This window comes from Massilia endophytica (assembly GCF_021165955.1).
Taxonomy (GTDB): Bacteria; Pseudomonadota; Gammaproteobacteria; order Burkholderiales; family Burkholderiaceae_D; genus Rugamonas; species Rugamonas endophytica.
The window spans coordinates 1,656,561-1,681,914 of record NZ_CP088952.1 but is presented as its reverse complement, the minus strand read 5'-3'; the positions used below and the strand labels follow the sequence as shown (position 1 = coordinate 1,681,914).

20 protein-coding genes are annotated in these 25,354 nt (G+C 67.3%); 9 read left to right on the top strand and 11 right to left on the bottom strand.

The features are described 5' to 3' along the window. The first annotated feature begins 45 nt into the window (after positions 1-45). From LSQ66_RS07590 to LSQ66_RS07565, 6 genes are all read left to right on the top strand, one after another. Positions 46-1,080: a protein kinase domain-containing protein gene (locus LSQ66_RS07590; protein ID WP_231769184.1), complete on the top strand. Its 1,035-nt coding sequence runs from the start codon at positions 46-48 to the stop codon at positions 1,078-1,080. Continuing rightward, the gene (locus tag LSQ66_RS07585) at positions 1,077-3,533 is read left to right on the top strand and encodes an FtsW/RodA/SpoVE family cell cycle protein (protein ID WP_231769183.1); all 2,457 of its coding nucleotides are present in this window, start codon (positions 1,077-1,079) and stop codon (positions 3,531-3,533) included. The genes LSQ66_RS07590 and LSQ66_RS07585 overlap by 4 nt, the downstream gene beginning before the upstream one ends. Before the next feature lie 5 nt (positions 3,534-3,538). Beyond that, on the top strand, positions 3,539-5,047 hold the full coding sequence (locus LSQ66_RS07580) for a hypothetical protein (protein WP_231769182.1): 1,509 nt from the start codon (positions 3,539-3,541) through the stop codon (positions 5,045-5,047). Positions 5,048-5,055: 8 nt separating this feature from the next. Then, the gene (locus LSQ66_RS07575; protein ID WP_231769181.1) at positions 5,056-5,526 is read left to right on the top strand and encodes an SH3 domain-containing protein; all 471 of its coding nucleotides are present in this window, start codon (positions 5,056-5,058) and stop codon (positions 5,524-5,526) included. 150 nt (positions 5,527-5,676) lie between these two features. Beyond that, on the top strand, positions 5,677-7,197 hold the full coding sequence (locus LSQ66_RS07570) for an FHA domain-containing protein (RefSeq protein WP_231769180.1): 1,521 nt from the start codon (positions 5,677-5,679) through the stop codon (positions 7,195-7,197). Next, a complete protein-coding gene (locus tag LSQ66_RS07565) occupies positions 7,194-7,655 on the top strand; it encodes a DUF1801 domain-containing protein (protein ID WP_231769179.1) in 462 nt (153 codons plus the stop codon). The genes LSQ66_RS07570 and LSQ66_RS07565 overlap by 4 nt, the downstream gene beginning before the upstream one ends. Here the strand turns inward: LSQ66_RS07565 and LSQ66_RS07560 are convergent. The 9 genes from LSQ66_RS07560 to LSQ66_RS07520 form a co-directional block, all read right to left on the bottom strand. Beyond that, on the bottom strand, positions 7,652-8,530 hold the full coding sequence (locus LSQ66_RS07560) for a pirin family protein (RefSeq protein ID WP_231769178.1): 879 nt from the start codon (positions 8,528-8,530) through the stop codon (positions 7,652-7,654). The two genes, LSQ66_RS07565 and LSQ66_RS07560, sit on opposite strands and share 4 nt — an antisense overlap. 4 nt (positions 8,531-8,534) lie before the next feature. Beyond that, on the bottom strand, positions 8,535-8,933 hold the full coding sequence (locus LSQ66_RS07555; protein WP_231769177.1) for an OsmC family protein: 399 nt from the start codon (positions 8,931-8,933) through the stop codon (positions 8,535-8,537). Positions 8,934-8,983: 50 nt separating this feature from the next. Continuing rightward, positions 8,984-11,257, bottom strand: a complete 2,274-nt coding sequence (locus LSQ66_RS07550; protein ID WP_231769176.1) for an SUMF1/EgtB/PvdO family nonheme iron enzyme — start codon at positions 11,255-11,257, stop codon at positions 8,984-8,986. A gap of 19 nt (positions 11,258-11,276) precedes the next feature. Beyond that, the gene (locus tag LSQ66_RS07545) at positions 11,277-13,487 is read right to left on the bottom strand and encodes a hypothetical protein (RefSeq protein WP_231769175.1); all 2,211 of its coding nucleotides are present in this window, start codon (positions 13,485-13,487) and stop codon (positions 11,277-11,279) included. A 79-nt stretch (positions 13,488-13,566) separates the two neighbouring features. Then, positions 13,567-14,607, bottom strand: coding sequence for a hypothetical protein (locus LSQ66_RS07540; protein ID WP_231769174.1), 1,041 nt, complete (start codon positions 14,605-14,607; stop codon positions 13,567-13,569). Next, a complete protein-coding gene (locus tag LSQ66_RS07535) occupies positions 14,604-16,064 on the bottom strand; it encodes a hypothetical protein (RefSeq protein ID WP_231769173.1) in 1,461 nt (486 codons plus the stop codon). Before LSQ66_RS07535 ends, LSQ66_RS07540 begins: the two co-directional genes overlap by 4 nt. Before the next feature lie 4 nt (positions 16,065-16,068). Beyond that, entirely contained in the window at positions 16,069-16,632 is a 564-nt protein-coding gene (locus LSQ66_RS07530; protein WP_231769172.1) for a hypothetical protein, read from the bottom strand. An 18-nt stretch (positions 16,633-16,650) separates the two neighbouring features. Beyond that, positions 16,651-17,934: a hypothetical protein gene (locus tag LSQ66_RS07525; RefSeq protein ID WP_231769171.1), complete on the bottom strand. Its 1,284-nt coding sequence runs from the start codon at positions 17,932-17,934 to the stop codon at positions 16,651-16,653. Between the two features lie 102 nt (positions 17,935-18,036). Continuing rightward, complete coding sequence (locus LSQ66_RS07520) at positions 18,037-21,135, bottom strand: penicillin-binding transpeptidase domain-containing protein (RefSeq protein ID WP_231769170.1); 3,099 nt, start codon at positions 21,133-21,135, stop codon at positions 18,037-18,039. A gap of 215 nt (positions 21,136-21,350) precedes the next feature. Here LSQ66_RS07520 and LSQ66_RS07515 point away from each other — a divergent pair, with 215 nt between their 5' ends. Next, positions 21,351-21,584: a hypothetical protein gene (locus tag LSQ66_RS07515; protein WP_231769169.1), complete on the top strand. Its 234-nt coding sequence runs from the start codon at positions 21,351-21,353 to the stop codon at positions 21,582-21,584. A gap of 126 nt (positions 21,585-21,710) precedes the next feature. After that, entirely contained in the window at positions 21,711-22,265 is a 555-nt protein-coding gene (locus LSQ66_RS07510) for a YXWGXW repeat-containing protein (RefSeq protein ID WP_231769168.1), read from the top strand. A 77-nt stretch (positions 22,266-22,342) separates the two neighbouring features. Here the strand turns inward: LSQ66_RS07510 and LSQ66_RS07505 are convergent, their stop codons facing one another. Further along, positions 22,343-24,277 (bottom strand): S9 family peptidase, encoded by a 1,935-nt coding sequence (locus LSQ66_RS07505; protein ID WP_231769167.1) that lies wholly within the window; start codon positions 24,275-24,277, stop codon positions 22,343-22,345. Between the two features lie 126 nt (positions 24,278-24,403). Here LSQ66_RS07505 and LSQ66_RS07500 point away from each other — a divergent pair, with 126 nt between their 5' ends. Further along, the gene (locus LSQ66_RS07500; RefSeq protein ID WP_231769166.1) at positions 24,404-24,820 is read left to right on the top strand and encodes a ribonuclease HI family protein; all 417 of its coding nucleotides are present in this window, start codon (positions 24,404-24,406) and stop codon (positions 24,818-24,820) included. On the opposite strand, the gene LSQ66_RS07495 is transcribed toward LSQ66_RS07500, so the two are convergent. Beyond that, positions 24,821-25,300, bottom strand: coding sequence for a chemotaxis protein CheW (locus LSQ66_RS07495; protein ID WP_231769165.1), 480 nt, complete (start codon positions 25,298-25,300; stop codon positions 24,821-24,823). Between the last annotated feature and the right edge of the window lie 54 nt (positions 25,301-25,354).

Genomic DNA, 25,354 nt, shown 5'->3' with positions numbered 1-25,354 from the left:
CTCCGCTAACAGGCTGTGACGGCAATCCGCCGTCTGGAGGAAGCCATGTCAGCGAGCGACGCAATCATTACCCTCGAACTGGGACACTACCGCCTGCGCGAACAGCTCGCCCGTTCGGCATACGGCGTCATCTGGCGCGCCAGCGGGCCCGCCGGCACCCAGGACGTTGCCCTCAAACTCATCAACGAAGCGCAGATGGCGCAGGCACTGCCCGCCCAGCGCGAGCGCTGGATTGCCAGCGCCTGCAACGAGATCACCTTCCTGCAATCGCTGGAACCCTGGGACGAGCGCCACATCGTGCGCCTGCTCGATACGGGCTGGCACAACGGCCTGCCCGTGATGGCGCTCGAACTCATGAGCGGCGACCTCGGGCGCCATCTCTCCTGCCTCAAGTCCGCGGGAACGCCGCCGGATTTCGCCCGCGTGCTGGAATGGATCTCCCAGCTGAACCAGGCGCTCGGCAAGGTTCACCAGTACGGCTGGCGCTACCTCGACCTGAAGCCTTCCAACGTGCTGGTGGACGCGCAGCGCGGCACCGTCAAGCTGGCGGACTTCGGCACCAACCGCCTGCTGCAGGCCGCCCATGCCCACACCTATTCAGGAACGGCCAACTGGCAGGCGCCCGAACAGTTCTTTCCCGCACCCGAAGGCGGCTATGCCACCGGACGGCAGAGCGACTACTTCGCACTGGGCGCGCTGTTCTACTTCCTTGCCACTGGAGGGAGCTCGCTGCGCTTCTGCGCCAGCTGCGGGCAGGCCTACCGCGAGCACCTCACCGATGGGGCCAGGCTGCTGCTGGAAAGGCATGGCGGAACGCTGCCGCCTCTGCTGTCCGACGACGAGGAGGCGCGCTTCGCACAGAAGATTCCCCAGCCCGCGCAGGCGCCCGCCATCGCCCTGCTGCGCATGCTGCTGGACGCGGAGCCCGGCAACCGCCCACACAATGCCTTGCAGATCAGCCGCCTGCTGGCGCGCGTGCGCGACGCCATGGACGCGGAGCCCGCGCTTGCGGAACCGGCGTTCACTGATTTCGGCAAGCCCTCCGCCATGAACGGCTGGCTGCGGATTGGCGGCCTATGAGACTGCCCGCCATCCTCCTCGCTGGCGTGCTCGCGCTGCAGGCCTTCGCCCTGTTGCGCGCGCCCGCCACATGGCTGCCGCAGCAGATCGCCCTCCGCCTGGCGCCGGGCGAGTCCCTGCCTGCAGGCCGGGCCGAACTGGCAGCGGTGCAGACCGAAGGCGCACAGTTGCTGTTTCGTCGCGACGCCGCCGGAACGTGGATGCTGCGCCACGATGGCAACGGCCGCGCGCCGCTGCTGCATTACGCAGACCATGACGAGAAGCTCGGCAGCGCCGCGCTCGCGGGCGTTTCGTCCATCCAGGTCGCAGGCCAGGCATTCGGCACATCCTCCAGCGCGCGCACTGTCAGCCTGCGGGAGAACGGCCGCAACTGGACGTACGACGGCGCGCTGCTCTACCTGAACGGCAAGGCGCTCGATAACTGCCCCGATGCTCCTCTCCACACCCGCGCCGCGGCACTTTGGAACCGCGTTGCGCCTGCCGCGCTGGCACTGGCGCGCCCTCTCGTCTTTGGCGGGAACCTCTATTGCGGCAACCGCCTCGGCATGGCGAACGTCGCTGCGGGCACCGCCAGCATTGCGCGCGTGAAGGGCGAGCTTCGCCTGATCGCGGGCGCCGCCAGCGAGCGCCTGCCGGTGATGGCGGGCCAGGCCAGGCTGCGCGAGGACGAGCGGCGCCTGGACGGCGTGCAGGCCATCAGCTTCGGCCTCACCCGCTATGCGCTATCCATCGAAGGCGGCGAACTGCGCCTGCGCCCCCAGCGCCGCGTGGCCTTATTCAACGCCCCAGACGCTCGCCTGCCGCAGCAGGTGGACTGGCAATGGGAGCGGCGCGCCTTGTGGACAGGAGGCCAGCCCGCCCTGTGGGCAGGCCTCGGCTGCGCGGCCGCGTGCCTCTGGATGCTCTTCCTCGCTTCGGGGCGAAACGACATGACAGCAAGGCCGCGCAGGCAGGGCAACATTCTTTCGCCGCCGCGCAAAGGCGCCGTCGTGAAGCTGGCCATGCTCGCATCCGCCCGCTGGAACGGCGGCAGCGGCTACGTGCACGATCTGGACGATGCCAGGCGTGCCCGGTCGCGCGCCAACGCCTGGCTCGCGGCACTGCGCAGGCCCGCAGCATTGACGGCTGCCGCATCCCTCGCCGCTTGCGGCATCGCGTCCCTGTGGCTGCTGCGCAGCGGCCAGCCTCCGGCCGCCGCCGCATCCCTGCTGCTCGGGGCCTGCGCCTTCGCCCTCTGGCTGCTCGCCGTGCCGCGCATGCCCCTGGCTTGCAGCGCGGCCCTTCTGCTTCTTGGCATTGGCATGCTGATGCAGCTGGAACTCGGGCTGGCGGGCGGCGATACCGGGTGGCTGCGCTACTACCAGAAGACGGCATCCCTGTTCGCCCTTGGTTCGGCTGCCGTCATCGCATGGCGGCTCCGGCCGCGCAGGCAGCGCAGCATGCTTCCCCAGCGCGCGGTGGAATGGCTGTTTGCGCTGCTGGCTGCTGCCGCCCTCCTTGCACTCGCCGCACAGGTGCTGTGGGGCGACGAGACCGGCGTCTTCGACATGCAGCCCGTGGAGCTGGCCAAGCTGGCGCTTACCGCGCTGAGCGCCCACTGCCTCGCCCTGCGCCTGGGCTGGCGCAGCGATGCGCGCCATGCGCCCGGCCACGCCCTGCGGTGGCTGCGGCTCGCGGCGCCTGCCCTGCTGTTCGCCACCCTGCTTGGCTTCGCGCTGGTGCAGGTGGATGACTATTCCCCGCTGCTCCTCCTGTTGATGTGGAGCGGCGCCATGCTGCTGGCCTACGCGCTGGCAGCACGCCGCTGGCTCCTCGCTGCCCTGCCGCTTGCGTGCGTTCTCGCAGCCGCCGGCGCGGTCGCCATGCTGCGCGACGCCGGGCCGGATGGCGCGGCGTCCCTGCCAGCCTCCTTCTACGCCGACCGCTTCCAGGTCTGGCTCGATCCCGCCCGCCACCCCCACACGGGGCAGCAGCTGCTGCAGGGCGCTGCCGCCGTGGCGCAAGGCGGCTGGCGCGGCGCGGACGGGCTGTTCGGACTTTCGTCGCTGGGCCAGCCCGCGCCAGGCGCGCTGGCCGTTCCCGCCGTGCAGGATGACTTTGCGCCCTCCTTCCTGCTCAACCGCCACGGCCTGGCGGCGGGACTGCTGCTGTGGTGCGTGCAGGCCGCCTTCCTTGCGGGGCTGCTGCTGGCGGCCGTGCGCGCGGGAGCGCAGGCGGCGCAGCTGCGCGACTTCCGCCAGGCCTGGCACTGGCGGCTGCGCTGCTTTGCAATGGCAGGCGGCGCCGCTTTCGTGGCGGGCCATTTCCTGCTGTCCTGGGGGACGAACCTCGCCATCTTCCCCATCATGGGCCAGCCCATGAGTTTTCTGTCCGCCGGGGGCAGCCACCTGCTGTTTTTCCTGCTCCCCCTGCTAGGGATCTGTGCCGCCAGCGCGCCAATTCAAGAGGAGTGAACACCATGCCCACCTACGTCCAACATGAGATCCTGGGCCGCATCCCGGATGTCTTCAACGCGGAAGACATCTGGCAGGCGCCGGGCTTTGCCCTGTTCTCGCGCCGCCCCCTGCTGCGCGACCTCCTCGAACGCTGTCCGCGAGAACACCGGGGCCGCGCCGCGACGCGCTGCTTCTCGCACGTCACCCTGCGCCTGCCGCAGGAAGATGTGGACGACGACTACCACCTCACGCGCGGCAACCGCGCCCGCGAACTGGCCGAGAGCCTGGCCATGCTGCACCAGAAGGACTTCGGCGACCTGCTGGGCAACGACCAGGTGCGCTATCACGTAGTGGGCGCCGAAGACCTGGGCCCCGGCGAAGTCGAGGTGCGCTTCGGGCACGCCGTCTACCTGCCTTCGCCCGACGAGAAGGTGCTGTTCGACGTGAGCGTGTCGCGCGATGGAAAACGCTGGCATCCCGTTTGCCCGGTCTATCCGAACCAGCGCCTTGCGCTGATCGGCGACGGTGACGGCAGCTATGCCGCACCGGAGTGGCCCTTCGGCGATACCGGCGCCGCCCTGCTGGTGAACGACGGTCCCGATGCGCCGCCTATCGTGCAGATGCGTCCCAAGGGAGCCTTCGACTGTTCCTTCGATGCGCGCCAGGGCTGCTACGTGATCACGGCCAGGCGCGGCATGGACCAGCAGGGCCAGCGCCTGCTGCTCAAGGTGGCGCGCGCCGCCGGCGCGCCCCCGCTCGCGGTGCGCGAACCTTCCGCCGTCCCCGGACCTCGCCCGGCAGTATGGCAGGCGCGCAGCGCGCCCGTGGCCGAGGAGATGACCGCCGTGCCAATTGCACAGCAGCCGCGCGCGGGCGAAAGCGATATCACCTTTGCGCCGGGCATGCGCCAGCGCCTCACGCTGGCCGCCATCGCGCTGCCTCGCCTCAGCCGTTACCGCGACACGGGCGCCGCGTCGCTGGAGCTGCCTTTCGATGCGAACCTTGCCTTGGGCGGCGAAGGAGATGCCCTGCTCAGCATTCGCGTCGATGCCGACGATACGCTATACGCAGGCACGGAGCGTATCACCGCGCCCTCGACAGTAAGCGCGGGCGACAGCCAGCTCAGCCTGCTGAGCGCGCCCGGTCCCATGGCTGAGCGCTACGCCGCCATCCTGCCACTGCCGCGCGGCGTTACCGCAGCGCTGCCTTTCGGGCAGCGCAGCCTGTTCGGCCGGGCCGCGCCTTCTCTTGCCGCCTTGCGCGTGCTCGACTCGCCCCGCTACCTGCGGCGCGCGGAAGGCGCCGGCGCCGCGAGCCCTGACCGTATGGGCCTGTCGCGCACCGCCTTCAATGCCGAGCCCGGCGCGCAAGGGCTCTCGGTGACGCGGCTGAGCAGCACTCAGGCCCTGTATCACCTGGACGAGCAGCTGCGTTTCGTTGCCGCCGTCGGCGACGCTCAGCAGCCTTACGTGCTGCCGCCGGGACATCACCTTGTTGCAGGCCACTACGTGCTGCGCTACGACGCCAGCTGAGGACCGCCATGATCTCCTTCACCTTGCAAACCGTGTTCATCGCCGCCGCCGCGCTGTGCATGACGCTGGTGCTCGCATCCTTCCTCACGCCGCGCAGCTGGTGGCGCCGCCCGACAGTGCGCGGCATTGCCGTGCTCGGCGGCGGCACCTGGGCCATATCCGCTCTGCTGTTGCACTTCGCGGCCGTGGGAACTCTGCCGTTCAGCAGCGCGCTGGCCAATGCAAGCGCCGAGAGCGCTCTTGCCGATCCTTCCGCTGCGCCGCCGTTCGCGGGCCGCCCCTACCGCGTGCACCGCGACCTCAACCTGCGCAGCGAGGCCAGCGTGAGTTCGCCGCGCCTGGCCATCGTTCCGGCGGGCGCTACCGTTACGCCCACCGGCGAGCAGCGCGGCGACTGGTGGCAGATCCACGCGAACGCCGATGGCAAGCTGCAAACGGGCTGGGCAAGCAGCCTGTGGCTGAGGCGCAGCGGCGAATGAGCATCTCGACAATATCAAAAATGCACGGATGAGATAGAAATGACAAGCCTTTGAAATACAGGTCAAAAACCCCTCCTGTTCGGGAGACCGGCTTGTTGCCAAGGCCATGGAAGCCGCGTAAAGTTTGATCATCTACTTTACGGCCGCGCCATGAATAAATGCTGCAATACCGATCATCCGCACTGCACCCTCTGGGTCATGCCGGGCGAACGCGTATGTGAAGGCGGCCATCAACAGCCCGCCGCACCTGCGCTTCCAGCCAGCTACGACCTGCTGAAGGGTGCGCGCGGCGCCGCCGGTATGCAGCCATCCGTGGCGCGCAGCGTGCAGGAATCGCCCGCCGCGAACTATGCCGGCGCGATGCGCGCTCCGCGTCCGCAACTGCATATCAGCGGCTTCGATCCGCGCGCAGCGGGCGGACGGCAAACCCTCAAGATGGAACTGCGCGGCATGCCGCAGGATTGTGCGCCGCAGCTGGCCATCCAGCTCAATTCCGAACTGATCCCGAACGGCAGCTCGCGCCAGCAGTTCGTGCGGTCGGTCGATGGCGGCTGGCGTCCCGTGTTCGCGGAGTTCTCCTCGCGCGGCAAGGAGCATGGCCAGTACCAGATCAATATGGAAGTGGTGAGCCGCGCGCCGGGCCAGCCGGAACGCAAATGGGAATGCACCTTCGTGATCCTGGTGCCGCGCCTGGATGCATCGCTCACCGAGATCCACCGCATCTTCCTCAGCACCCACAAGAACGTACGCGTGATGGCGGACGATGCTTCGATTGCCCGCGTGTCCGCACAGGGCGGCGAGAGCATGGACATCGACGTCACCGCGCGCAATGCAGGCATCGCCCACCTGGACTTGGGTGCGCCGCAGGGCAAGGTGGACCTGGGCTTCTCCACCATTGCGTGGGACGAGGACCTGATCGAGATCGACATGCCGCCTGCCGGTCCTGCCCACCCCTTCCCCAGCCGCGCCGCCAGCATCGTGAATGCGGCGCCGGAGGCGGGCATGCAGCGCCATATCCGCCTGTTCGCGCTCGATGAATGCATCTTCGGCCGCTTCGAGCTGGTCGATCCGGAAGCGCACGCCCTGCTCACTCACTACAGCGCCAACGGCCAGGAAACCGGCGGCCTGACGCGCCGCCTGTCCGGCCGCCACGCCATCATCCGGCGCGGCGCGCACGGCTTCGAGATCGAGGACGTGTCGCGCTATGGCCTGCTGCTGGACGGCGTATGGCCAGGCAAGCACAAGCCCGTGCCGCTGCGCCTTGGCATGCGCATCGAGATGAGCGCCAGCATCAAGGGCATCGCCGTGCTGACGGTGAGCGCCATCATGCCGCACGGCGTGGTGCTGCACCGCATCGACGAAGGCGCAACGGCCGAGTGCTTCGTTGTGCTGGCGCCGGATACGCACCCGGGCTACCCCGTGGCGCGCTTCCAGGCCGCGCCGAATGCCGCCGCCCTGCCCCTGCTGATGCACCATAACGGCGGCTTCTGGCATCTCGACCAGTTGACCGGCAAGGAAACCGCGCTGGCGCCGACTGTGCAGCTCGATAAACTGAGCCGCATGCAGAAGCTCACGCGCTTCGCCAGCGACGCCTATCCCGAGCACTGGATCATCCGCACGAGCGGCGTGGACCACGCCACCGTCTCCGCGCACGAGCTGCATACGGCATGAGCGAAGCGATCGAGGCCTTCCTCGCCACCTTGCCGGAGGAGCGCCAGGCGGCCATGCGCGCCGTGCGCGAAACCATTCTCGCCAACCTGGATTCCCAGTACCGTGAAACCATGCTCCCGACGATGATCGGCTACGGCGTGCCGCACAGCGTTTTCCCGGCGGGCTACCACTGCAATCCGAAACAGCCGCTGCCCTTTGCGGCGCTGGCATCGCAGAAGAATTACATGTCGCTGTACATGATGGGCCTTTACGTCGGCTGCACCGATGAAGCGCCGACGGAAGATCTCGCGTGGTTCCGCCAGGCCTGGGCGGCCAGCGGCAAGAAGCTGGACATGGGGAAGTCCTGCCTGCGCTTCAAAAAGCTCGACGACCTCGCCCTGGATGTGCTGGGCGAGGCCATACGCCGCATGCCGGCACAGCGCTATATCGCCCTGTACCAGCAGTCGCTGGTCCGTTAACTACCCGGCCGCTTCGGCAGCGGAATCCACTCCGTTTCGCCGGGCACGCGCTCAAAGCGCTGGGCTTCCCAGTCGTCCGCGGCCTGCTTCAGGCGCTCCTTGCTGGACGAGACAAAGTTCCACATCAGGAAGCGGTGCCCGTCCAGCGGCTCCCCGCCGATCACCACGAACTGCGCGGCCTTGACTGCCTTGATGCGCGGCGCCGTGGAGGTATCGAGCAGGGCCATGGTGTACACAGGCAGCGGCTTCCCGTCGATCTCCACTTCGCCGCTCACGGCATACAGCGCCGCCTCGGGTGGCAGGCCGGGAAGCTCCAGCTCCTGTCCCTCATCCAGCTTCACGTCGAGATACAGCGTCTGCATGTAGGTGCGTACCGGCGAGCTGCGGCCGAAGGCGCTGCCCACCAGCACGCGCACCTTCGCGCCTTCCTGCGCCACTTCTGGAATGTCGCTTGCGGGAGTGTGCGTGAAACTGGGTGAATCCTCTTCGTGTGCCTTGGGCAGCGCAGCCCACAGCTGCAGGCCGTGCGTGCGGTGAGGCACGCCTACCAGATCCTTCGGCGTGCGCTCGGAGTGCACGATGCCGCTGCCAGCCGTCATCCAGTTGATGGCGCCCGGTTCGATGCGCTGGAAGGAGCCGATGCTGTCGCGGTGGTCGATGGCGCCTTCGTAGAGGTAGGTCACGGTGGCCAGGCCGATGTGCGGGTGCGGGCGCACGTCGTGATTGGCGTCCGGCGGCACATCGACGGGACCGAAATGGTCGAAGAAGATGAACGGGCCGACGGCCTGCTTGATGGCCGACGGCAGGTAACGGCGCACCAGGAAGCCGCCGCCCAGGTCCTTCTCGTGCCCCTTCAGCAGATTCGCGATACTCATGGCTTTATCCCAGAACGGTGGTGACTTCCGTGGTCACGGCCGTCATCAGTTTATGGACAGGGCATTTGGCGGCCACGGCCAGCAGTTCCTCGCGCTGGGCCACGGTAAGCTCACCGGTCAGGTGCAGGGTCGCGGCGAGGCGGTAGACGCCCTTGCGCTCCTCGGAATCGTCGCGCTGCGTGCTCACCTGCACGTCCTCCAGCGGCATGCCCTTGCGCTTTGCGTACCACAGCACCGTCAGCGCCTTGCACGCGCTCAGCGCGGCGTCGTACAGGTCGTGCGGCGACGGCCCGGCATCGCTTCCGCCCTCCTCGGCGGAAAGATCGGTGGAGATGATGTGGTTGCGGACGTGGACGATGTGGCGCATCGGCAGCGTCTTGTCACGGACTACGGTGGTCGGCATGGCATTCCCTCAATGCGGTTCAAAACCGCAATGTACACCGTCAGCGCAGATCAGTCGATCTTGCGCGCCACGCGGAGGCCCACCACATCGTTCGCGAGGATGGCGGAGTAGGCGTTGCGCAGGGCCGAACGGAGGTAGCGCGGCTGATACAGCCAGGCGCCGCCGCGCACGATGCGTCGCACCTGGTCGCCCCCCTCCTCCCAGGCGCTGCCGTCGACCGGTGCGCCCTGGTAGTTCTCGTGCACTACGTCCTGCACCCATTCCCATACGTTGCCATGCATGTCGTGCAGGCCCCATGGGTTGGGCGGGAAGCTGCCCACCTTAGTGGTACCCTGGCGGAATTCGCCTTTCTTCCCGTCGTTGTACGTGAAGTTGCCGTCGTAGTTGGCGTAGTCGGGCGAGATGTCGTCGCCGAAGTTGAACGCGGTGTGCGTGCCCGCCCGGCAGGCATACTCCCATTCCGCCTCGCTCGGCAGGCGGTACTCCTGGCCCGTCATTTCGCTCAGCCAGTGCAGGTAGAGCTGGGCGTCGTTCCAGCTGACGCCCACCACGGGATGATCGTCCGTCTGCTGGAAGCCAGGGTTCTGCCAGTCGGCGTCAAAGGTCGGCTCCCAGTTCGTGGCCTGCACGAAGCGCCGCCACTCGCCCACCGTCACGGGATAGCGGCCCATGGCGAAGGAGCGTTCGATGCCCACCCAATGGGCGGGTGTTTCCCGGTCCAGCCAGTTCTTCTGCGAGCCTGCCTTCACGGCGGCTTCGCGGTCGTAGTCGGTGGAGCCCATCTGGAAGCGGCCAGTGGGAATGAGCACCAGGTCCGGGCCGTAGCCGCTGCCGTTGAGGAAGCGGTCGCGCAGCACGCCGCTCGCATCGGCCACCGGACTGCCCGGCGCAGGCATGATCTTCGCCAGCTCCGCCGCATGGCGTGCCGCGAGCTCCTTGCGGTGGCGTTCCTGCTCTGCGCGGTAGGCAGCTTCCGCGCGCTGGCGCTCCGCCTTGCGCAGCTTCTCTTCCTGCAGCTGGCGCGCCTTCTCGGCATCCGCATCGCGCCGCGCCAGCAGCTGCTGGCGCAGTTTCTCCTTGCGTTCCAGGGCCGCCGCTTCCGCTTCCAGCTTGCGCTGCTTTTCCAGCTCGCGCCGCTGCTGATCCAGACGCGCCTTCTCGGCTGCCGCAGCCTGCGCCTCGGCCTTGCGCCGCGCCGCCAGCTCCACCTGGCGCTGCACTTCCAGCTGATGGTCCTGCTCCGCCTTGAGCCGCTTCTCCTCGGCCTCGCGCCGCAGGCGCTCCTCTTCGGCCCGGGCGGCTGCCGCCTTTTCCTCTTCGCTGGGGCCGGCCGCCGCGTGTAGGGCGTCGAGCAGCTCTGCCACGCTGCCCTGGCGCTGCGCCGCATCGAAAGCAAAGCCTTTCTGCAGGACGTCCCACTGGCGCTCGTTCAGCCCCTGCGGCGCGGCAGGCTGGAACTGGCGCTTGCGCGTGTCGTCGAATGGCATGGCGCCCGCGAGCATCTGGTAGATCATCACCGCCACGGCGTACACGTCCAGCTGGGGGCTGGGCTGTCCCTGCCGCGTGCCTGCCTCCGGGGCACGGTAGCCCGCCGTTCCGGCGTTCGGCGCGGCCAGCGGGCCAATGGTGCTTCCGGCGCTACGCGCCCGCGTGGCGATGCCGAAATCCAGCAGCTTGATCTCGCCGCGCGCCGTGAGGAAGACATTGCCCGGCTTGATGTCCCGGTGGACGAGGCGATGCTTGTCCCATGCGTAGAGCAGCGCATCCGCCACGGGGCGCAGCATCTGTTCGGCGCGTTCGAAACCGATGGCGCCGTTGGCGGCCAGCCAAGCGTCCAGGTCCTGGCCTTCCAGGCATTCCATGATGATGAAATAGCTCTGCGTGGCGGGGTCCTGCGCCCATTCGTAGACGCGCACGATATTGTCATGCGCGAGACGCCGGGCCTGGGTGGCCTCCTCGATCAGCAGTTTTGCATGGGTGGGGCTCTGCGTGAGCTGGGGCGGCAGGATCTTGATCGCCACCTTTTCGCTGTGGCCCAGCTCCGCGTGCGTGGCCAGGTCCGTGGCCTGCCACACCTGGCCCATGCCGCCCATGGCGATCAGGCGCTCCAGGCGGTAGCGGCGGTTCTGCGGGCCGATTTCCTGGCCCACCATCAATCCGAGTTCCGTTCCCTGGCGCTGGGGCGCAGGCGCGGCGCCGCCGCCCGGCGGCGCGTACTCCGCGTCCAGGATGGCGTTCTTGCGCCGGTCGAACTCCTGCTGGCTCAGCAGGCCGTCCTCGTGCAGCGCCCTCAGTTCGCGGATCTTGTCTCGTGCTGTCTGCATTGCCCCTCTGCGATCTCCCTCAGCGCGACAGCGGCACGCCGCATTCGGCGCAGAACTTCGCATCCGGCCGGTCGGCAGGCACGGGATGGCCGTTCACGCAGTAGCGCACGCCCGGCTGCGACGGCGCATGGTGATGATGCACCGGCGCGCCTGCCTGCGCAACGCCTACGCCGAGCTGCATCTGCGAGGCCAGCGCGTTGGCGTGCGTCGCGTTCTGGAGCTTGAGCAGTTCCAGCTGGTGGGCGCGGTCCTTGTCCTGCTGGGAGGCGTTGTGGGCGCGCTCGTCCTGCGCGCTCTGCTGCACCAGGCGCATGGCTTCCGCGGGGCTCATGCTGTTTTCCGCCGCCACCACGGCCGCCAGGGCCTGCAGCTGGTCCGGCGTCATGTCCGCATGGGTGCGCGTCTTCATCAGCTGCGTAAGCGCCTGGGCGTTGGGCGTGGCGGCCACGGCGATCTTGCCGGTATCGCTCAGGCCTCCGATGGTTTCGATGCGTTCGATATCGATGCGCGCCAGGTCGTATTCCGCCTTCCAGCGCTGGAAGCGCTCGTCGCGCTCCATCTCCATCTTGCGCAGTTCGTGCTGCCAGGCGGCCTCCTGCTCGCGCAGCTTGAGCGAGAGCCGCTGCTCCTCGGCCTCGTGCGCGATCTGGTTCGCCTGGCGCTGCTGCATGCCGTCCGCCTGGATGGTACGCTGCAGCTTTTCGAACTGGGCGATCGCTTCGGCATTCGCGCCGCTGCGTTTCAACTCGTCCACCTTGATGCCCGCTTCGGCCTCGTGGGCCCGCATGCGGGCGAGGTGCTGCTGCTCCTCCCATTCCTGCACGCGCTCGGCCTCCCGGCGGCGCACGGCATTGGCCATGGTCACGCCATGCAGGCGGGCCTGCTGGTGTTCCGCTTCGATGGCAGTCTCGCGCTGCTGGGCGTCCGCCTCAGCCTTGCGCAGGCGCGCCACCTGGGCATGGCGGTGCGATTCGTCCTCGATGGCAAGCGCCTGCTCCACCTTGTTCCTGAGCTGCTGCATGTACAGCTGGTGGCTGAAGCGCTGGCGCGCCATGGCGCGCTCTTCCAGCGCGTTCTGCTGGGCCGCTTCCAGCTCGGCGCGCATGCGGATCTGCGCCAGCTGGCGCACATGGTCCCAGCCCGCCGCCTCGCCGGTCTGCGCAACCTTCTTCTTCGCCAGCTCGTGTTCCAGTTCGGCGACCGTGGCGCCCGCGCCGCTGTCGAAGGCCGCCTTGCGCGTCTTGGCATCGATCACGCGGGCGTACAGGTCGATTTCGCGGGCGCGGATGGCCTGCAGGCGCTCGGCTTCCTTCAGCGCCAGTTCGGCCTTCTCCACCGTGGCATCCTGGCGCAGCTCGGCGCGGCGGTACTCGCTGCGCTGCTTCTGCTCCTCGCGCCAGATGGCCTGCCATTCTTCCTCGTTATACAGTTCGTCCAGCTGCTTCACGTGCTCCAGCTGCACATAGCGCTCGTCGGCCACCAGCCAGAGGCTGCCGATGCGGTCGCGGTTGTCGTCGAACTTGTCGTGGCGCAGGGACAGGGTTTCAACCTGCGCAGCGGCCAGGCCGAATTCCGCGAGGCGCATGCGCAAGGCGGACTGCAGCCGCTCGTCGAGCTGGGCGCGCAGGTCCGCATTGCGGCTCATTTCGCGCATGGAGCGAGCGCCGATGAATTCGGAGGCGATCTGGCGCACCGATGGGGCCAGCAGCTCGTGCAGGTGCAGCGTGGTCACGGTGCCCGGCACCGTCATGAAGTGCTGGGCGAACGCGGGGACCTGCTCGACCTTGATGCCGACCGTGAAGCTGGCGGCCACCTTGAGGTTCTCGGCGGTGTAAAGGTCGCCGAAGCTGAACTCCACCGGCAGCGGCGTGGTGCGCGTGATGAGGATCTCGGCGTGCTGGTCACGCAGCAGGTTGTTCAGGCGCTGGAAGAAGCCTTCGAGCTCGTACTCGCCCTGCGGCACCTCGGTCGCCCTGTCCTGCTGCAGGATGTAAGCCCGCGTGGTGGCGGGCACGCGCAAGGTCTTGGTGAAAATGCCGGACAGCTCGCGCACGCCGAAGTACACCGCCAGTTCGTCGTTGGCGGGCACCCAGCGGTTTTCGAGCAGGACCGGCTCGCTGCGCGGCGCACCGAGCGACAGGCCGCACTGGGCGCAATAGCCCGAGGCCTCCGCATTGCGGTGTCCGCAGCGTGGGCATTTGCTGCCGCCGAAACCGAACATTTTCAACATACTCAGACTCCTTGCCTGTAATCTACTCGCCTGCCTGCCGATTTTAGCAGCGGCACCTATATATCGTCCTGCGCACGATTCAGATGAGCCCAATCCGCTCGATCCAGGCCAGGGACACGCCTTTCGCCCGCAGGCCTTCGCCAAACGCCTCCGCTGTTTCCGCCTGCCAGGCCAGGGGCAGCAGGACGCGGTCGCCCTTCCGTGCTTGTCTTTCTATCAATTCCAGCTTGGGCGCTCGGCCTTCGACCGCATCGACACGTCCCGCATGCCAGGCCGATGAGGCGCCGGTGGCGATCAAACGGCCGCGCGGCACGAAGTCCCTGCCGCGTGCGAGGCGGTCGGCCATCACGAGCGCGAGCTGATAGGAATTGCCCTGGAATCGCGGTTCGCCGAAACGCACCACCGTGCGCCAGCGGCCCAGTGCCTGGCCATCGAAATGGCGGGCCTCGGCCAGGGTCTGGCGCACGGCAAGCTGGGTGGCTGCGTCCAGGCCCGGCGCGGCGATCGTATCCTCTTCCTTTTCGGCGCCCTCAAGCGGATAGACGCTTGCTTCCACCCAGCACAGCGTGTCGTTCACGCCGCCGCTGTGCAGCGGGAACCAGCTGCGCACGGAGGATACCGCCGAAGACGGGTCGGCATGGCCGGTGAGCGCGCCCAGATGGCTCAACTGCCCTAGGCCGCCAAGCAGCATCGTCCCGGCCTGCGGCTGCGCCGCCGAAGGTCCGCCGTCGATGCGGCCCAGATGCCACGCGTCGGACCAGCCCATGGCCGTTACGGGCGGAACGGGAGCGGCCCACAGCTCGCGCACCATGCGGTCGGCCAGCACGGCAGCCAGTTCCCAGCTTCGGTCTTCATGCTGCGGTTCGATGTCCATGCTGATGACCACCTGCTCGCGGCTGTCGAAGCGATGCTCCGTCAAGCGCGCCAGGCGCACCACTTCCAGCATCCGTTCGCCGAGGGCTGGGGCGCCGGGCGCGACGCACTTCACTTCCGCGCGGTTGGCGCGCGGGCGGCGCGTCGCGGTGACGGTCAGCACGCGGCCGTCCTGCAGGATGCAGCGGCAATCCGCGGTTGGCGGGCGAGTGACGGGACGCGCGCTGCTGTGCGAAGTGTCGATCATAGCTTCGGCTCCACCCGTTCCTGCGGCTCGGCCACCGTACGGCGGCGGGACAGGTGGAATTCGAGATTGGAGAGGATGCGGTCGGCATCGTTCAGCAATTCGGCGGCGCGCTGCTGCCCCTCCAGGCTCATTTGCGCCAGCAGGGCCCAGGCTTCGTCCAGCGCCGCCGCTGCGCGGCTCGACTGGTCGGAGCGGGCAATGCGCTGGGTTTGCGTAGCTTCGAGGTCGGGAGCAATCCAGTTCAGCGATGGCATGGTGCCGGTGTCGAGAGCCAGCAGGGACAGGCGCTGGAGCAGTGCCTGCTGCTGGCGGAACAGTGGCTGGCCGGATGGCAGCGGAATCTGGCGCAGGCCTGCGGCCAGTGCGGGCAGTTCCAGGAACAGCCGGCGGAGGGCCGAACTGTCGCGGCGCTCCGTGGCCGTCGAGGGCGCGCCCGCGGCCCACGCGGCTGGTACAGGGGCATGCGAGGTGGCCCGCGCTGCGGGGGCGGACGCGCGGACGGCTTCGGGCGCGGCTGCCGGTGCAGGCTCGGGCGCGCTGCCGCTGCCGGTCTCCGAAGCGCTTGCGGCAGCGATACGCGGTCCGCGTGGCGCTGCGCTGCTCGATGGGGGAACTTCTGGGCCGGCTGGCGACGGGTGGCCCGCCGCCGGAGCGCTGTATTCGGCCGCAGGAACCGGGCGAGCCCGCGCGGCGGCGCGGCCCGAGCGGGAAGATGCGGGTTCATCCCTTGCGGCGACGCCGTCCAGGCTGGACGGCGCGGTTTCAGCCTGCGGGGCGGCTGATGCGGAGCCTGTAGCGGCGTCCACGGCGCGCGCGGACCCCGCAGACGGACCCGGTTGTGCGGCGCGCTCGCGCAAGGTTGCGGCGAAATCGGCGGCGCCAGCGAGATCGACTGGAATGCAGTCTTCCACCGTCACGCCGAAGCGCGTGTACATCAACTGATTGAGCCCGGCGCGGAAGGCATTCCATTCATCGAGCGAGGTGCAGGGCGGCAGGTCCAGCGTTCCCTGCTCCAGCGCCGCACGCACGATGTGCTGCACCGAAGCGGCGAACGAGGCCAGCGTGAGCTCTGCAAGCCCGGAATCCAGTTCGCAGACGAGATGGAGATCGAAACGCTGCTGCGCCACGCGCGGATCGGCGGCGTCGATCACGAAGCTGATGCGCAGCCCTACTTCCGGCGCTGCGGCAAAGGGAACGATATCGGCTTCGTACGGTCCGGGATGGAAGCACCAGGCGCTTTCGCCTTTCATGCAGACGATCTTCGCGGGCCCGCCATCGCCGCGGAAGCAGACCATGCGTCGGGTATGGCCGCTGTCATTGAACAGCACCGTTACGCAGCCTTCGGGGGCAAGTTCGCCGTCCTTGCGGCGCTGGGCCAGCACGTCCACGCCGAGGCGGCCGGTGGCTTCGGCATCCTTGCGGCCCGTGAGCTTGCGGAGGCGCGTGAACAGGGCCATGGAATCAGACCGCCATCGGCGCCACGGAGAAGCGCGCGCCGTGCTGCTGGAAGTGCTCGGCCGGAGGCGATGGGAAGGCCCAGCGGCGTTCGCATTCGCCATCCGCATCGAGCTGTCCCTGGACGACGATTCCGCCGCCGCCATCCGTCACGCGCACTTGCGGACGCTCGCGCAGCAGGCGGGCAGCGAACGGCGCCGCGGGCTCGAGCGCAAGAATCACCTGCCATCCGTCTTCATCGGCCACGAAATGCAGGGTCCAGTAGCCGTCGTCCGTTACCAGCGATTCCAGGGCGGCGCTGGTGGAAGCCGCGCGCAGCATGCCGCCGCTGCCTCGCCAGACCGGGTCGTTGGCGACCCCCGGTTTCGCGGCGCGGCGTTCGATGGACAACTGGCGGAAACGGCGCAGGGTAAGGGGCGATCCCTTCAGGGCCGCCAGTTCGCCGGGCGACAGCGGCTGGCTGCCGTCCAGCGCCGCGAGCAGCACTTCGTCAGCCAGCATCAGGCGGTCTCCCGGCACAGGGCGGGAGAGCAGCAGGCGCTCTTGCAGTTTCCGGTCGGGCGATGTCATCGTCAAAATCCTTTACGTTCAGGTCCGCTGTGCCGCGTGCAGCAGCGCTATCGCTTCATCGCGGCGCTTGCGCAGCGTGGGCGCGGAGATGCCGTCCAATGCGGCCAGTTGCTGCACGGTGGGCAGTTCGCCCGTTTCAGGGTCCAGCCATGCGTCCGGGTAGCTGTCGTCCACGGGCCCGAGAAGCTTGTGATAGACCGCCAGGCGGATGGGCAGCGACACGTTCCTCAGCACCCGCGCTGTCCAGCTGCTGCAGTCCTGGGCGGCAGCAGCCATTTCCATATAGCGGAGGGGCAGTGAAAGCGAGGCAGCGCGCGCCTCGGCCACGGCACGCGTGGCGTCATCCACCGGCGCGCCGCGCGGAAGGTCGTCAGCCTCTTCCTCCGCCTCGTCGTCCTCTTCGGGCGGCGTGAGGATGCGGTCGGGAGATTCGCGCTCCACCGCCTCCGATGCCACGCGCCAGAAGTCTTCCAGCCAAAGCGCCGCTTCATCCTTGTCCTGCTGCCAGTCCGCCACGTCGTGATTCGCCGAAAGGGCTTCGTACTCGCCGATCTCGCGCAACATGGCGCCGATCTTGTCCGGACTGTTCTTCAGGCTGGCGAAACGCTTGGACTTCGTATGCAGCGGCCCTGGAGCGCCCTCAAAACGTTCCAGCGATGCACTCCAGTTGATGATCCACTCCGGCTTGCAGTCGGCGATGCTGCGCATCTGCCGCACTTCGATCGGCGTGCCTTGCACCTCGCGCCCGAGAATCTCCCCGACCTGCTCCACATTGTGTTCCCAGTTGGCGAAGATCTGCGCGAGCCCATGATATGCCGTGTCCAGCATGCGGTAGGTATAGATGCGGTTCGGCGAGCAGGGTTTGCCGGTTGCGGCCTGGTAGTTGTCGGCATCGACCTTGTCGCGCAGGGTGGCAAACATGTCGTTGACCTTCTTTCGCAGCATGCCTTCACCGGCCGCACTGCTCCAGAAGGCAGGCTGCTTCGCATGCTCCGTCCGCACGGCGGCCACGAAGGCATCCCAGTAGGATGGCTGAACCTGCAGTTCGAACAGGAGGCTGATGGAAAGCTGCGCCGCGCTGTCGCCGTAGCTGTTGCAGGGCTGCTCGCCTCGCGCAAGGCGGGCAGCGGCATGCAGTTCGGCGGACAGGGTTTCGATGTACCAGTCCAGGAGTTCAGAGGAAGGACCGGCGAGCGCCACCCCCAGGTCGCCCTGCCTGAAGGCGTGCAAGGAGCACTGCCCTAGCAGCTTGCGCACCTGTTCCCAGCCGTGCTCCTGATAGCGGGTTCCTGGCAGCCGCATACGTTCCTGTTGACGAAGTGTCACGCCGGAGCCGGATGGCTGCCGACGCTTGTTTGTCTATCATGCCACGTTGGCGGACCGCCCATTGTCCGGTATACAAGCCTATTTCCCCCTCTGTTCTCCGTTCTGGCGGGCCAGGGCAGCCAGCACTGCGGCCACTACCGGCGCAGCGTGTTCGCCGCCGCTTGCGTCAGAATGGCTGGCGAAGGCCGCGAAAGCGAGGCGGTGGCGCTGGCCAGGGAGCATTCCGGGCTCCAGCCAGCCGGTGAACCATACAGTTGCGGCCTGCTCGGTGACGGGCGCCGTTCCGGTCTTCCCGTACAGGCCGGGGCGCAGCGCGGCCAGCGCCGGGCCGCCGAAGGCTCCCGCCGCCGTGCCGCGGTCCACCACACCCTTCATGCCTGCGCGGATACGGTCCAGGCGCACCGGAAGCCGTGTGCCGGTCCCGGTTTCGGCCTGCCGCCCATTCAGCGTCAGAAGCAGGCGGGGGGTGACGGTGGCGCCTTCGCCGATGGCCGCCGACGCAAGCGCCATCTGCAGGGGGGTGGACTGCATGCGCAGGCCGATGCTCATTTGCCGCAGTTCGTGGCGGCTGTGAATGGGATCGAAATGGGCCGGAGTGCCCTGCAAGGCGTCGTAGGCGGACCAGGCGAAGTCCGGCGGCAGCAGGCCTGCATCCAGGCGCAGCGGCTGTTCGAAGCCAAGCAGCCGTGCGGCCGCCACAATGGGACGCACTTCCTCCAGCGCCCCCGCCTCCAGCGGCTGCACGGCCGGAACGCCGCCCGTGGGCTGGCCGAACAGGCTGCGGTCGCTCAGTTCGGCCGACCACGCAAACCAGGTATTGAGGCTGTAGGTGAGCGCCTGCGCCAGGCCGAGGCGCCCTTCCTGCGCACGCCGGTCCAGACTCTGCTCGCGGTAGTTCGTGATGTGGACCTGCTTTGCCGTCGCGGGATAGATGGGCGCCGCCGTATCGAATGCAAAACCCCGTCCGCGCGCCACGGCGTTGATGCGCGCCAGCGGCAAGCCGTCCAGCAGGCTGTCCAGCTGGCGGTCCGAACGCGCAGCCATTTCCAGGCCCAGTGCGCTCACTACCTTGAACGTCGATCCGGGGCTCTGGTGGGCGCCGCCGTCATGCTGCAGTGCTGGAAGACGCAGGGGGCTGCGGGCAGGATTGGCCCGGTCGAAATCGCGCAGCTCGGCCCAGCTGGCGGCGCTGGCCCTGCCGCTTCCGGCGCCTGCCGCCGCGAGGATATCGCCGTTCTCGGCGTCAAGCAGCACGAAGCCTGCATGCCTGCCTTCTGGCGGCGCGCTGCCGCCTGTGCAGGCCGTACCGGTCCAGCGGCCGCGCCGCATGGCAAGGCAGTCGAGAATCTGCTGGCTGAGCGCCTGCAAGGGAAGGTCGATGGTGAGCTGGGCACTGCTGGAGCCTCCGGCATTCATGCCTGCGCGCGCCAGCATGCCCGCAATGCTGTTCGCATGTTCCTCGTTCAGGCCGAGCATGGCCGAGAGTCCCGCATCCTGGGCCTGCCGCGTGGGCGCACCGGCGGACCACAGCAGCGTTCCGTTCCGGTCATGCAGCAGCACGGGAACGGCCGCGGGCGATGCAGCGGCAGGCTGGCGGAGCGTATCGGGAAGCGCCTGCCATATGAGCCTGCCGCCCGCATTGACAAGGTGGCGATACCGGTAGTCCTCCGGCCGCAGCATGCCTGCTGCGTCGAGCGGCGCAACGGAAAGCGTGATCTCGCGCACGCCGGGGTGGGGATTCAGCACGAGGGCCTGCACGTCGCCAGCGCTGCCGCACGCACGTCCCGTGCACGCAGGCTGGGTGCTCACTGCGGCGCCGTGGGCTGCGCCCACACGGCCGATCAGGAGCATGCGCAGCGTTTCCTTGCCCGATGCCGCCTGGGGCAGCGACAGCGTCAGGGTGGCGCCATCGCCGGCCGCCGACGGCCAGCGCGCCACGCGGGACCAGGGCTGCCAGCCATGCGGCAGGCTGTCGAAGAGGCGCGCGGAGGATGCGGGCATGGCCGCGGTCTGCGGCAGGGGACCCGCCGCGCCAGCGGCGCTGAAGACCGCATCGCTGCCATCCTTCAGCCGCCATGCAAGCAGCTGGCGCTCGCTGTTGTAGATATCCGCCTGTTGGCGCACATAGTCGCCGTCCGCCTGCTGGTAGAGGCGCTTGAGCAGTTTGCGCCCTTCGTCATCGAGCACCGCGCCCTGCCAACCATCCAGGCCTGGCACACGGGCCTCGCCGGAGGATGCGCGCCACGCGGGCAAGTCCTGCGGCGCCAGCTCGGCCAGGCCATTGGCTGAAATGCGGACCAGGCCATGCGCCTGAAGGGCGTCGAAAAGCGATTTGTCCTCAAGGCTTGCGGGCGCCCGGCTGGGAACCTCGTAGCGGCCGGGACGCAGCAGTGCGCTGGCCGCTTCGCCATGCGGGGAAAAAGCGGCCACCAGGCTGGCCATGGAACGCTCGGAAGGACGGTACATCTGCACTACGAGCTCGCCCGCCTGCGGACAGGCTCCGCTCCTGCGCCGTTCGAGCCGCAACGCCGCGCCTTGCCACGCGAGCCATCCCTGGCGCAGCATGGCCGCCCTGCCCGGCTCCGCCGCGCCCGAATCGCCCAGCCATTGCACGCTGCCGCTCTCAGGCCGCGCCTTCCAGCGCAGCGAAAGCGGTGCAAGCTGACCCGCCACGCCGGCGAGTTCCAGTTCCGGCATGGCGCTTGCGGAACTGTCCGAAAGCAGCAGCACGTTGCGCAGGCCAAGCGGAGCGCCTTTCTCTTCTGCGCCACGCTGCCAGCGCTCCACGTCGCCGAATCGGTAGCCGATACGAAGGGGCACAAGGCGGTTGCCTGAAAGCTGGGTACACAGGTCGACGCGCACCACAGGGTCCGGCCGCAGCCCATGGGCCACGAGCACCGTTCCCGAGGGCTGCGGCAGGATGCGCACGCCGGGCGCCCCGCCGTCCGGGACGGCAAAGACGGCGCCCGGCACGAGCGGCTGGAACAGCCGCGCTACCCTGCCCTCATCCGCCGAGCTGGCGGTGCTGCCCGAGGCTTCGCCCAGCCGTATGGCGTGCCACGCGAGCAAGGCGCCTCCCGCGGCGGCTCCCATCAATACGAGGGCCGCGCTCCCGTACAGGGCTCGGCGCGGGCGCGGGGCGGCCAGGGTGCGCCGCCGGGTGCGCAGCGCACGCACGAGCCGTTCCGGTAGTGCTGTCCAGCTGCCAGCCATAGGGTCCCCCAGCGGGTTGTCGAGTATGCACAGGCATAGCCGGGGGAGCCGGAAAACCGGCTGTTTTCGGCATCTCATGCCGCCAAAAATGCGGCCCGTCGCACGCCGATGGCGGGCCATTTCGCCTTTGGATACAGTGCAAACATCGAAACCGCCAACGCACACAGAGGGAGAACATCATGAACGTCCTGAAACACTTCGAAGTCGTATTCCTGGCCGCCTTCGGCATCGCCTGCGCCGCCAATGTCGCCTACGATGCGGCAGCACAGAAACCGGAGCCGGTGCGCACCGCCGCAGCCAGCGCACAGAAGATGCCCGTCGTGGTCATTACGGCAAAACGCATGACGCACGCGGAAAAAGTTGCGTCGCTCGTCGAGGAACAAAAACATACGCCTGCCGTCGCCAGCCTGTAAGCAGCTGTAAGGCGGCAGTCCTCGTGTGTAGCATTTCTACGGCATTTGTAAAAAACTGAATCAGGGTTACTCCACTTCACGCGTGCTTGCTATAGTGAAGCCATACTTCAGGTGAAGGAGAGAACCATGAACAAATTTATCGCAGCAGTCCTCATCGCCGCCGGCTCGGCGGCCCTCGCGCCCCTGCCCGCAATGGCGCAGGTGGACTTCAGTGTGGTGATCGGCAACGCGCCGCCCCCGCTGCGCTACGAGCCGGTTCCTCCGCCGCGCTACGGCTATATCTGGGCACCTGGCTACTGGAGCTGGAACGGCCACCGCCACGTGTGGGTGGGCGGCACCTGGATCATGGATCGTCCCGGCTATGTGTACACCCAGCCGCGCTGGGTGGGGCACCAGGGCCGCTGGTACTACGAGCCTTCGCGCTGGGACCGCCGCGACAGCGACCATGACGGAATTCCCAACCGTTACGACCGGGACCGCGACAACGACGGAATTCCGAACCGCTATGACCGGTATGACAACAACCGCCACTATGGCCGGGGATACGACCGGGGTTATGGCCGAGGTTACAGCCGTGACCAGGACCGCGACGGGATTCCGAACCGCTATGACCGCGACCGGGATGGGGATGGGGTGCCGAACCGCTATGATCATCGGCCGGAGAATCCGTATCGCCGCTGATCGTCTGCGCCGACTGTGATCGGTTGTCGACTGAGGTACCGGGGACAGACCCGCTTGGGTCTGTCCCCTTTTCTTTCTTACTGCTTCGTGTAGCCGGCCTTCAGGTATTTGTCGAGGAACTCGACCATCTTCGTGCTGGCGATCGCCTGGTTTTTCTTCTTGCGGAAGCCGTGGCCCTCATCGTCGAAGACGACATATTCGACCGGCACATTGTTCTTCTTGACCGCTTCCACAATCTCGTCGCTTTCGGGCTTGATCACGCGCGGGTCGTTCTTGCCCTGGATGACCATGAGCGGACGCACGATGTTCGATGCATGGAACAGCGGCGAGGTGGCGACCAGGAAGTCCTTGTCCTTCACCGGGTCACCCACTTCGTCGTACAGCGCCTTGCGCTGCGCTTCCCAGTAGGCGGGCATGGATTCGAGCGTGCGCAGCCAGTTGCTCACGCCGAAGATATCGATGCCGACCTTGAACGCCTCGGGGCGGAAAGCCATGGCGGCCAGTGTCATGTAGCCGCCGTAGCTGCCGCCCATGATGCCGATGCGGTCCGGATCGATATAACCCAGGCTTGCCAGGAAGGTCTTCGCTTCCACGCAGTCCCATAGCGGCTCGCGGCCGTGCTTGCGGTCGTCGGCCATGAAGAAGGTTTTTCCGTAGCCGCTGCTGCCGCGGTTATTGATGCCGAGGACCGCGTAGCCATTGTTCACCAGGTACTGGATCTGTGCGCTGTAGCCGCGCGTGGTCTGGCCGCCAGGGCCGCCGTGGACGAACACCACAGCGGGCACCTTGCTGGCGGCTGATGCGCCCTTGGGCTTGTAGAAGATGGATGGGATCACCATGCCGTCGAAGGACTTGAAGCGCACCACTTCAGCCTCCACCAGGTCGTTCGGATCGATCTCCTTGCTCAGGCTCTGTGTCAGCTGGCGCACCTTCTTCGTGCCCAGGTCGTAGACGAACAGGTTGTTCGGCGAACGGTCGCCATTGACGTAGAAGGCCAGCAGCTTGCTGCTCTTCGAGAATACCGCGCCGCGCACCTGGCCGCCCGGGACCTTCGGCAGCGCGAGCGGCTTCTCGTCCGGACCTTCCACGATGCGCAGCACCGTGCTGCCGTCTTCATTGATGACGGTGATACGGTAGCGGCCATCGCGCGAGAAGGCGGTGCCGTCCACGTCCCAATCGGCCTTTTCGCGCACCGCGATGGCGCCGGTAGCCAGGTCGTAGGTACGCAGGCTGTCGAACTCACTGCCTTCGTTCGAAGTGAAGTAGAGCGTCTTCGATGCAGGATCGAAGGTGGAAGCGCCGTAGCTGGCCGCGCCCTGGTGCGGGGTAATGTGCCTGCTCTCCTTCGTGTCCACGTTATAGAGATGCAGGTCGTTGTCGGAAGTGGTGTTGATCTTCGTCAGCGTAAGCCACTTGCCATCGCCGCTCATCTTCGAGGGGTTCATGCCCGATTCGTTCTTGTACACCATCGTGCGCGCATAGCTCTTCGCGTCGTAGCGGTAGACGTCGAAGAACTTGGGATCGCGCTCGTTGGTCACCACGAAGAAGGCATTGCCGTCTTCCTGCCAGCCGAAGAAGGAGGCCTTGAGCTTCTCGCCCGGCGTCAGGTCCTTCTCGCTGCCATCGAGCTCGCGCACGTAAAGATGGTTCTGCTCATTGCCGCCCTGGTCGCGAGTGAAGAGGACGCGGTCGTCGTTACGGAAGTAGCCGATGCCGAAGGTGCTGTCCACGGTCGACTTGGTCAGCGGCGTCGCCTTGCCGCCGCCCACCGGCATCGTATAGACGTTGAAGATGCCGGTCTCGTTGCTGTTGAAGAGAACCTGCTTTTCGTCGTTGCTGAAGGACGCCCCACTGATTGAAGTGGTGGCCATGAATTGTTCGATCGAATACTTCTTCGGGGCTTTGGCGCTTGCCTTGGCGGCAGGTGCGGCCACTACGGGGTGGACAAAAAATGCAGACTGCAACAGCAGTGCCAGCGCGGTCAGGCGGAGGGCACGATGCATTGAACGCATGAAGAATCTCCTTTGTTATTATGGGCAGGAAGTGCCGAGCAAGTGTTGCAAGAAGAACCAACAATGTCAACAATATATTCCCCACGTTCCCAGATGATGGCCAGGGCTCGCGCCGAGAAGCTGTCGATGAAAAAACCGGCGCCCTCGCCCACCGCGTGGCGCGGCTGGTTCGACGGTTCGGCGCATCCGAATCCCGGCCGCCTTGGCATTGGCGCAGTGCTGCGCGGGCCGGCTGGCGAGCACGTGGAGATCAGCGAGCGCGCGGGCCAGGGAAGCAGCAGCGACGCCGAATACCTGGCGCTGATCGCCCTGCTCGAGGCAGCGGCGGCACGCGGCGTGCGCGAACTGCAGGTGGCGGGAGACAGCCAGGTGGTGGTGCAGGATGTGCTGATGGAGGAGGAATTCAGCGCGCCGGTGCTGGCGGAGCACCGCGCGAAGGCGGTGTCGCTGATAGCGGCAATGGGGAATGTGGCGCTGCGCTGGGTGCCGCGCCACCGGAACGGCGAGGCGGACAGCCTGTCGCAGCGCGCGGCGGCGCAGTAATCAGGCAGCCATTTTTTCCAGCAGCAGGCCCATGTCGGCGCTGGACATCAGCTTGTCGATATCGACCAGGATCAGCATGCGGTCGTCGATGGTGCCCAGGCCGACGATATGGTCGGTGTCCAGCGAAGAGCCCATATCCGGCGCGGCCTTGATCTGCTCCGGCTGCAGCGTGGTCACGTCCGACACCGCATCCACCACCATGCCCACCACGCGGGTGCCGATGTTCAGGATGATGACTACGGTGAAAGCGCCGTATTCCGCCTTCCCCAGCCTGAATTTGATGCGCATGTCCACGATGGGCACGATGGTCCCGCGCAGGTTGATCACGCCCTTCACGAATTCCGGCGCGCTGGCAATGCGGGTCGGCTCTTCGTAGTTGCGGATTTCACTCACTTTCTGGATGTCGATGCCATATTCTTCCTGGCCGAGGGTGAATGCGAGGTATTCGGCGCCTGCGCCGCTGTGTTGAACGTTGGACATGATGTGCCTGAGGGCTTGAAAGCGATGGAATAAATATTACCGCAAACCAAGTTA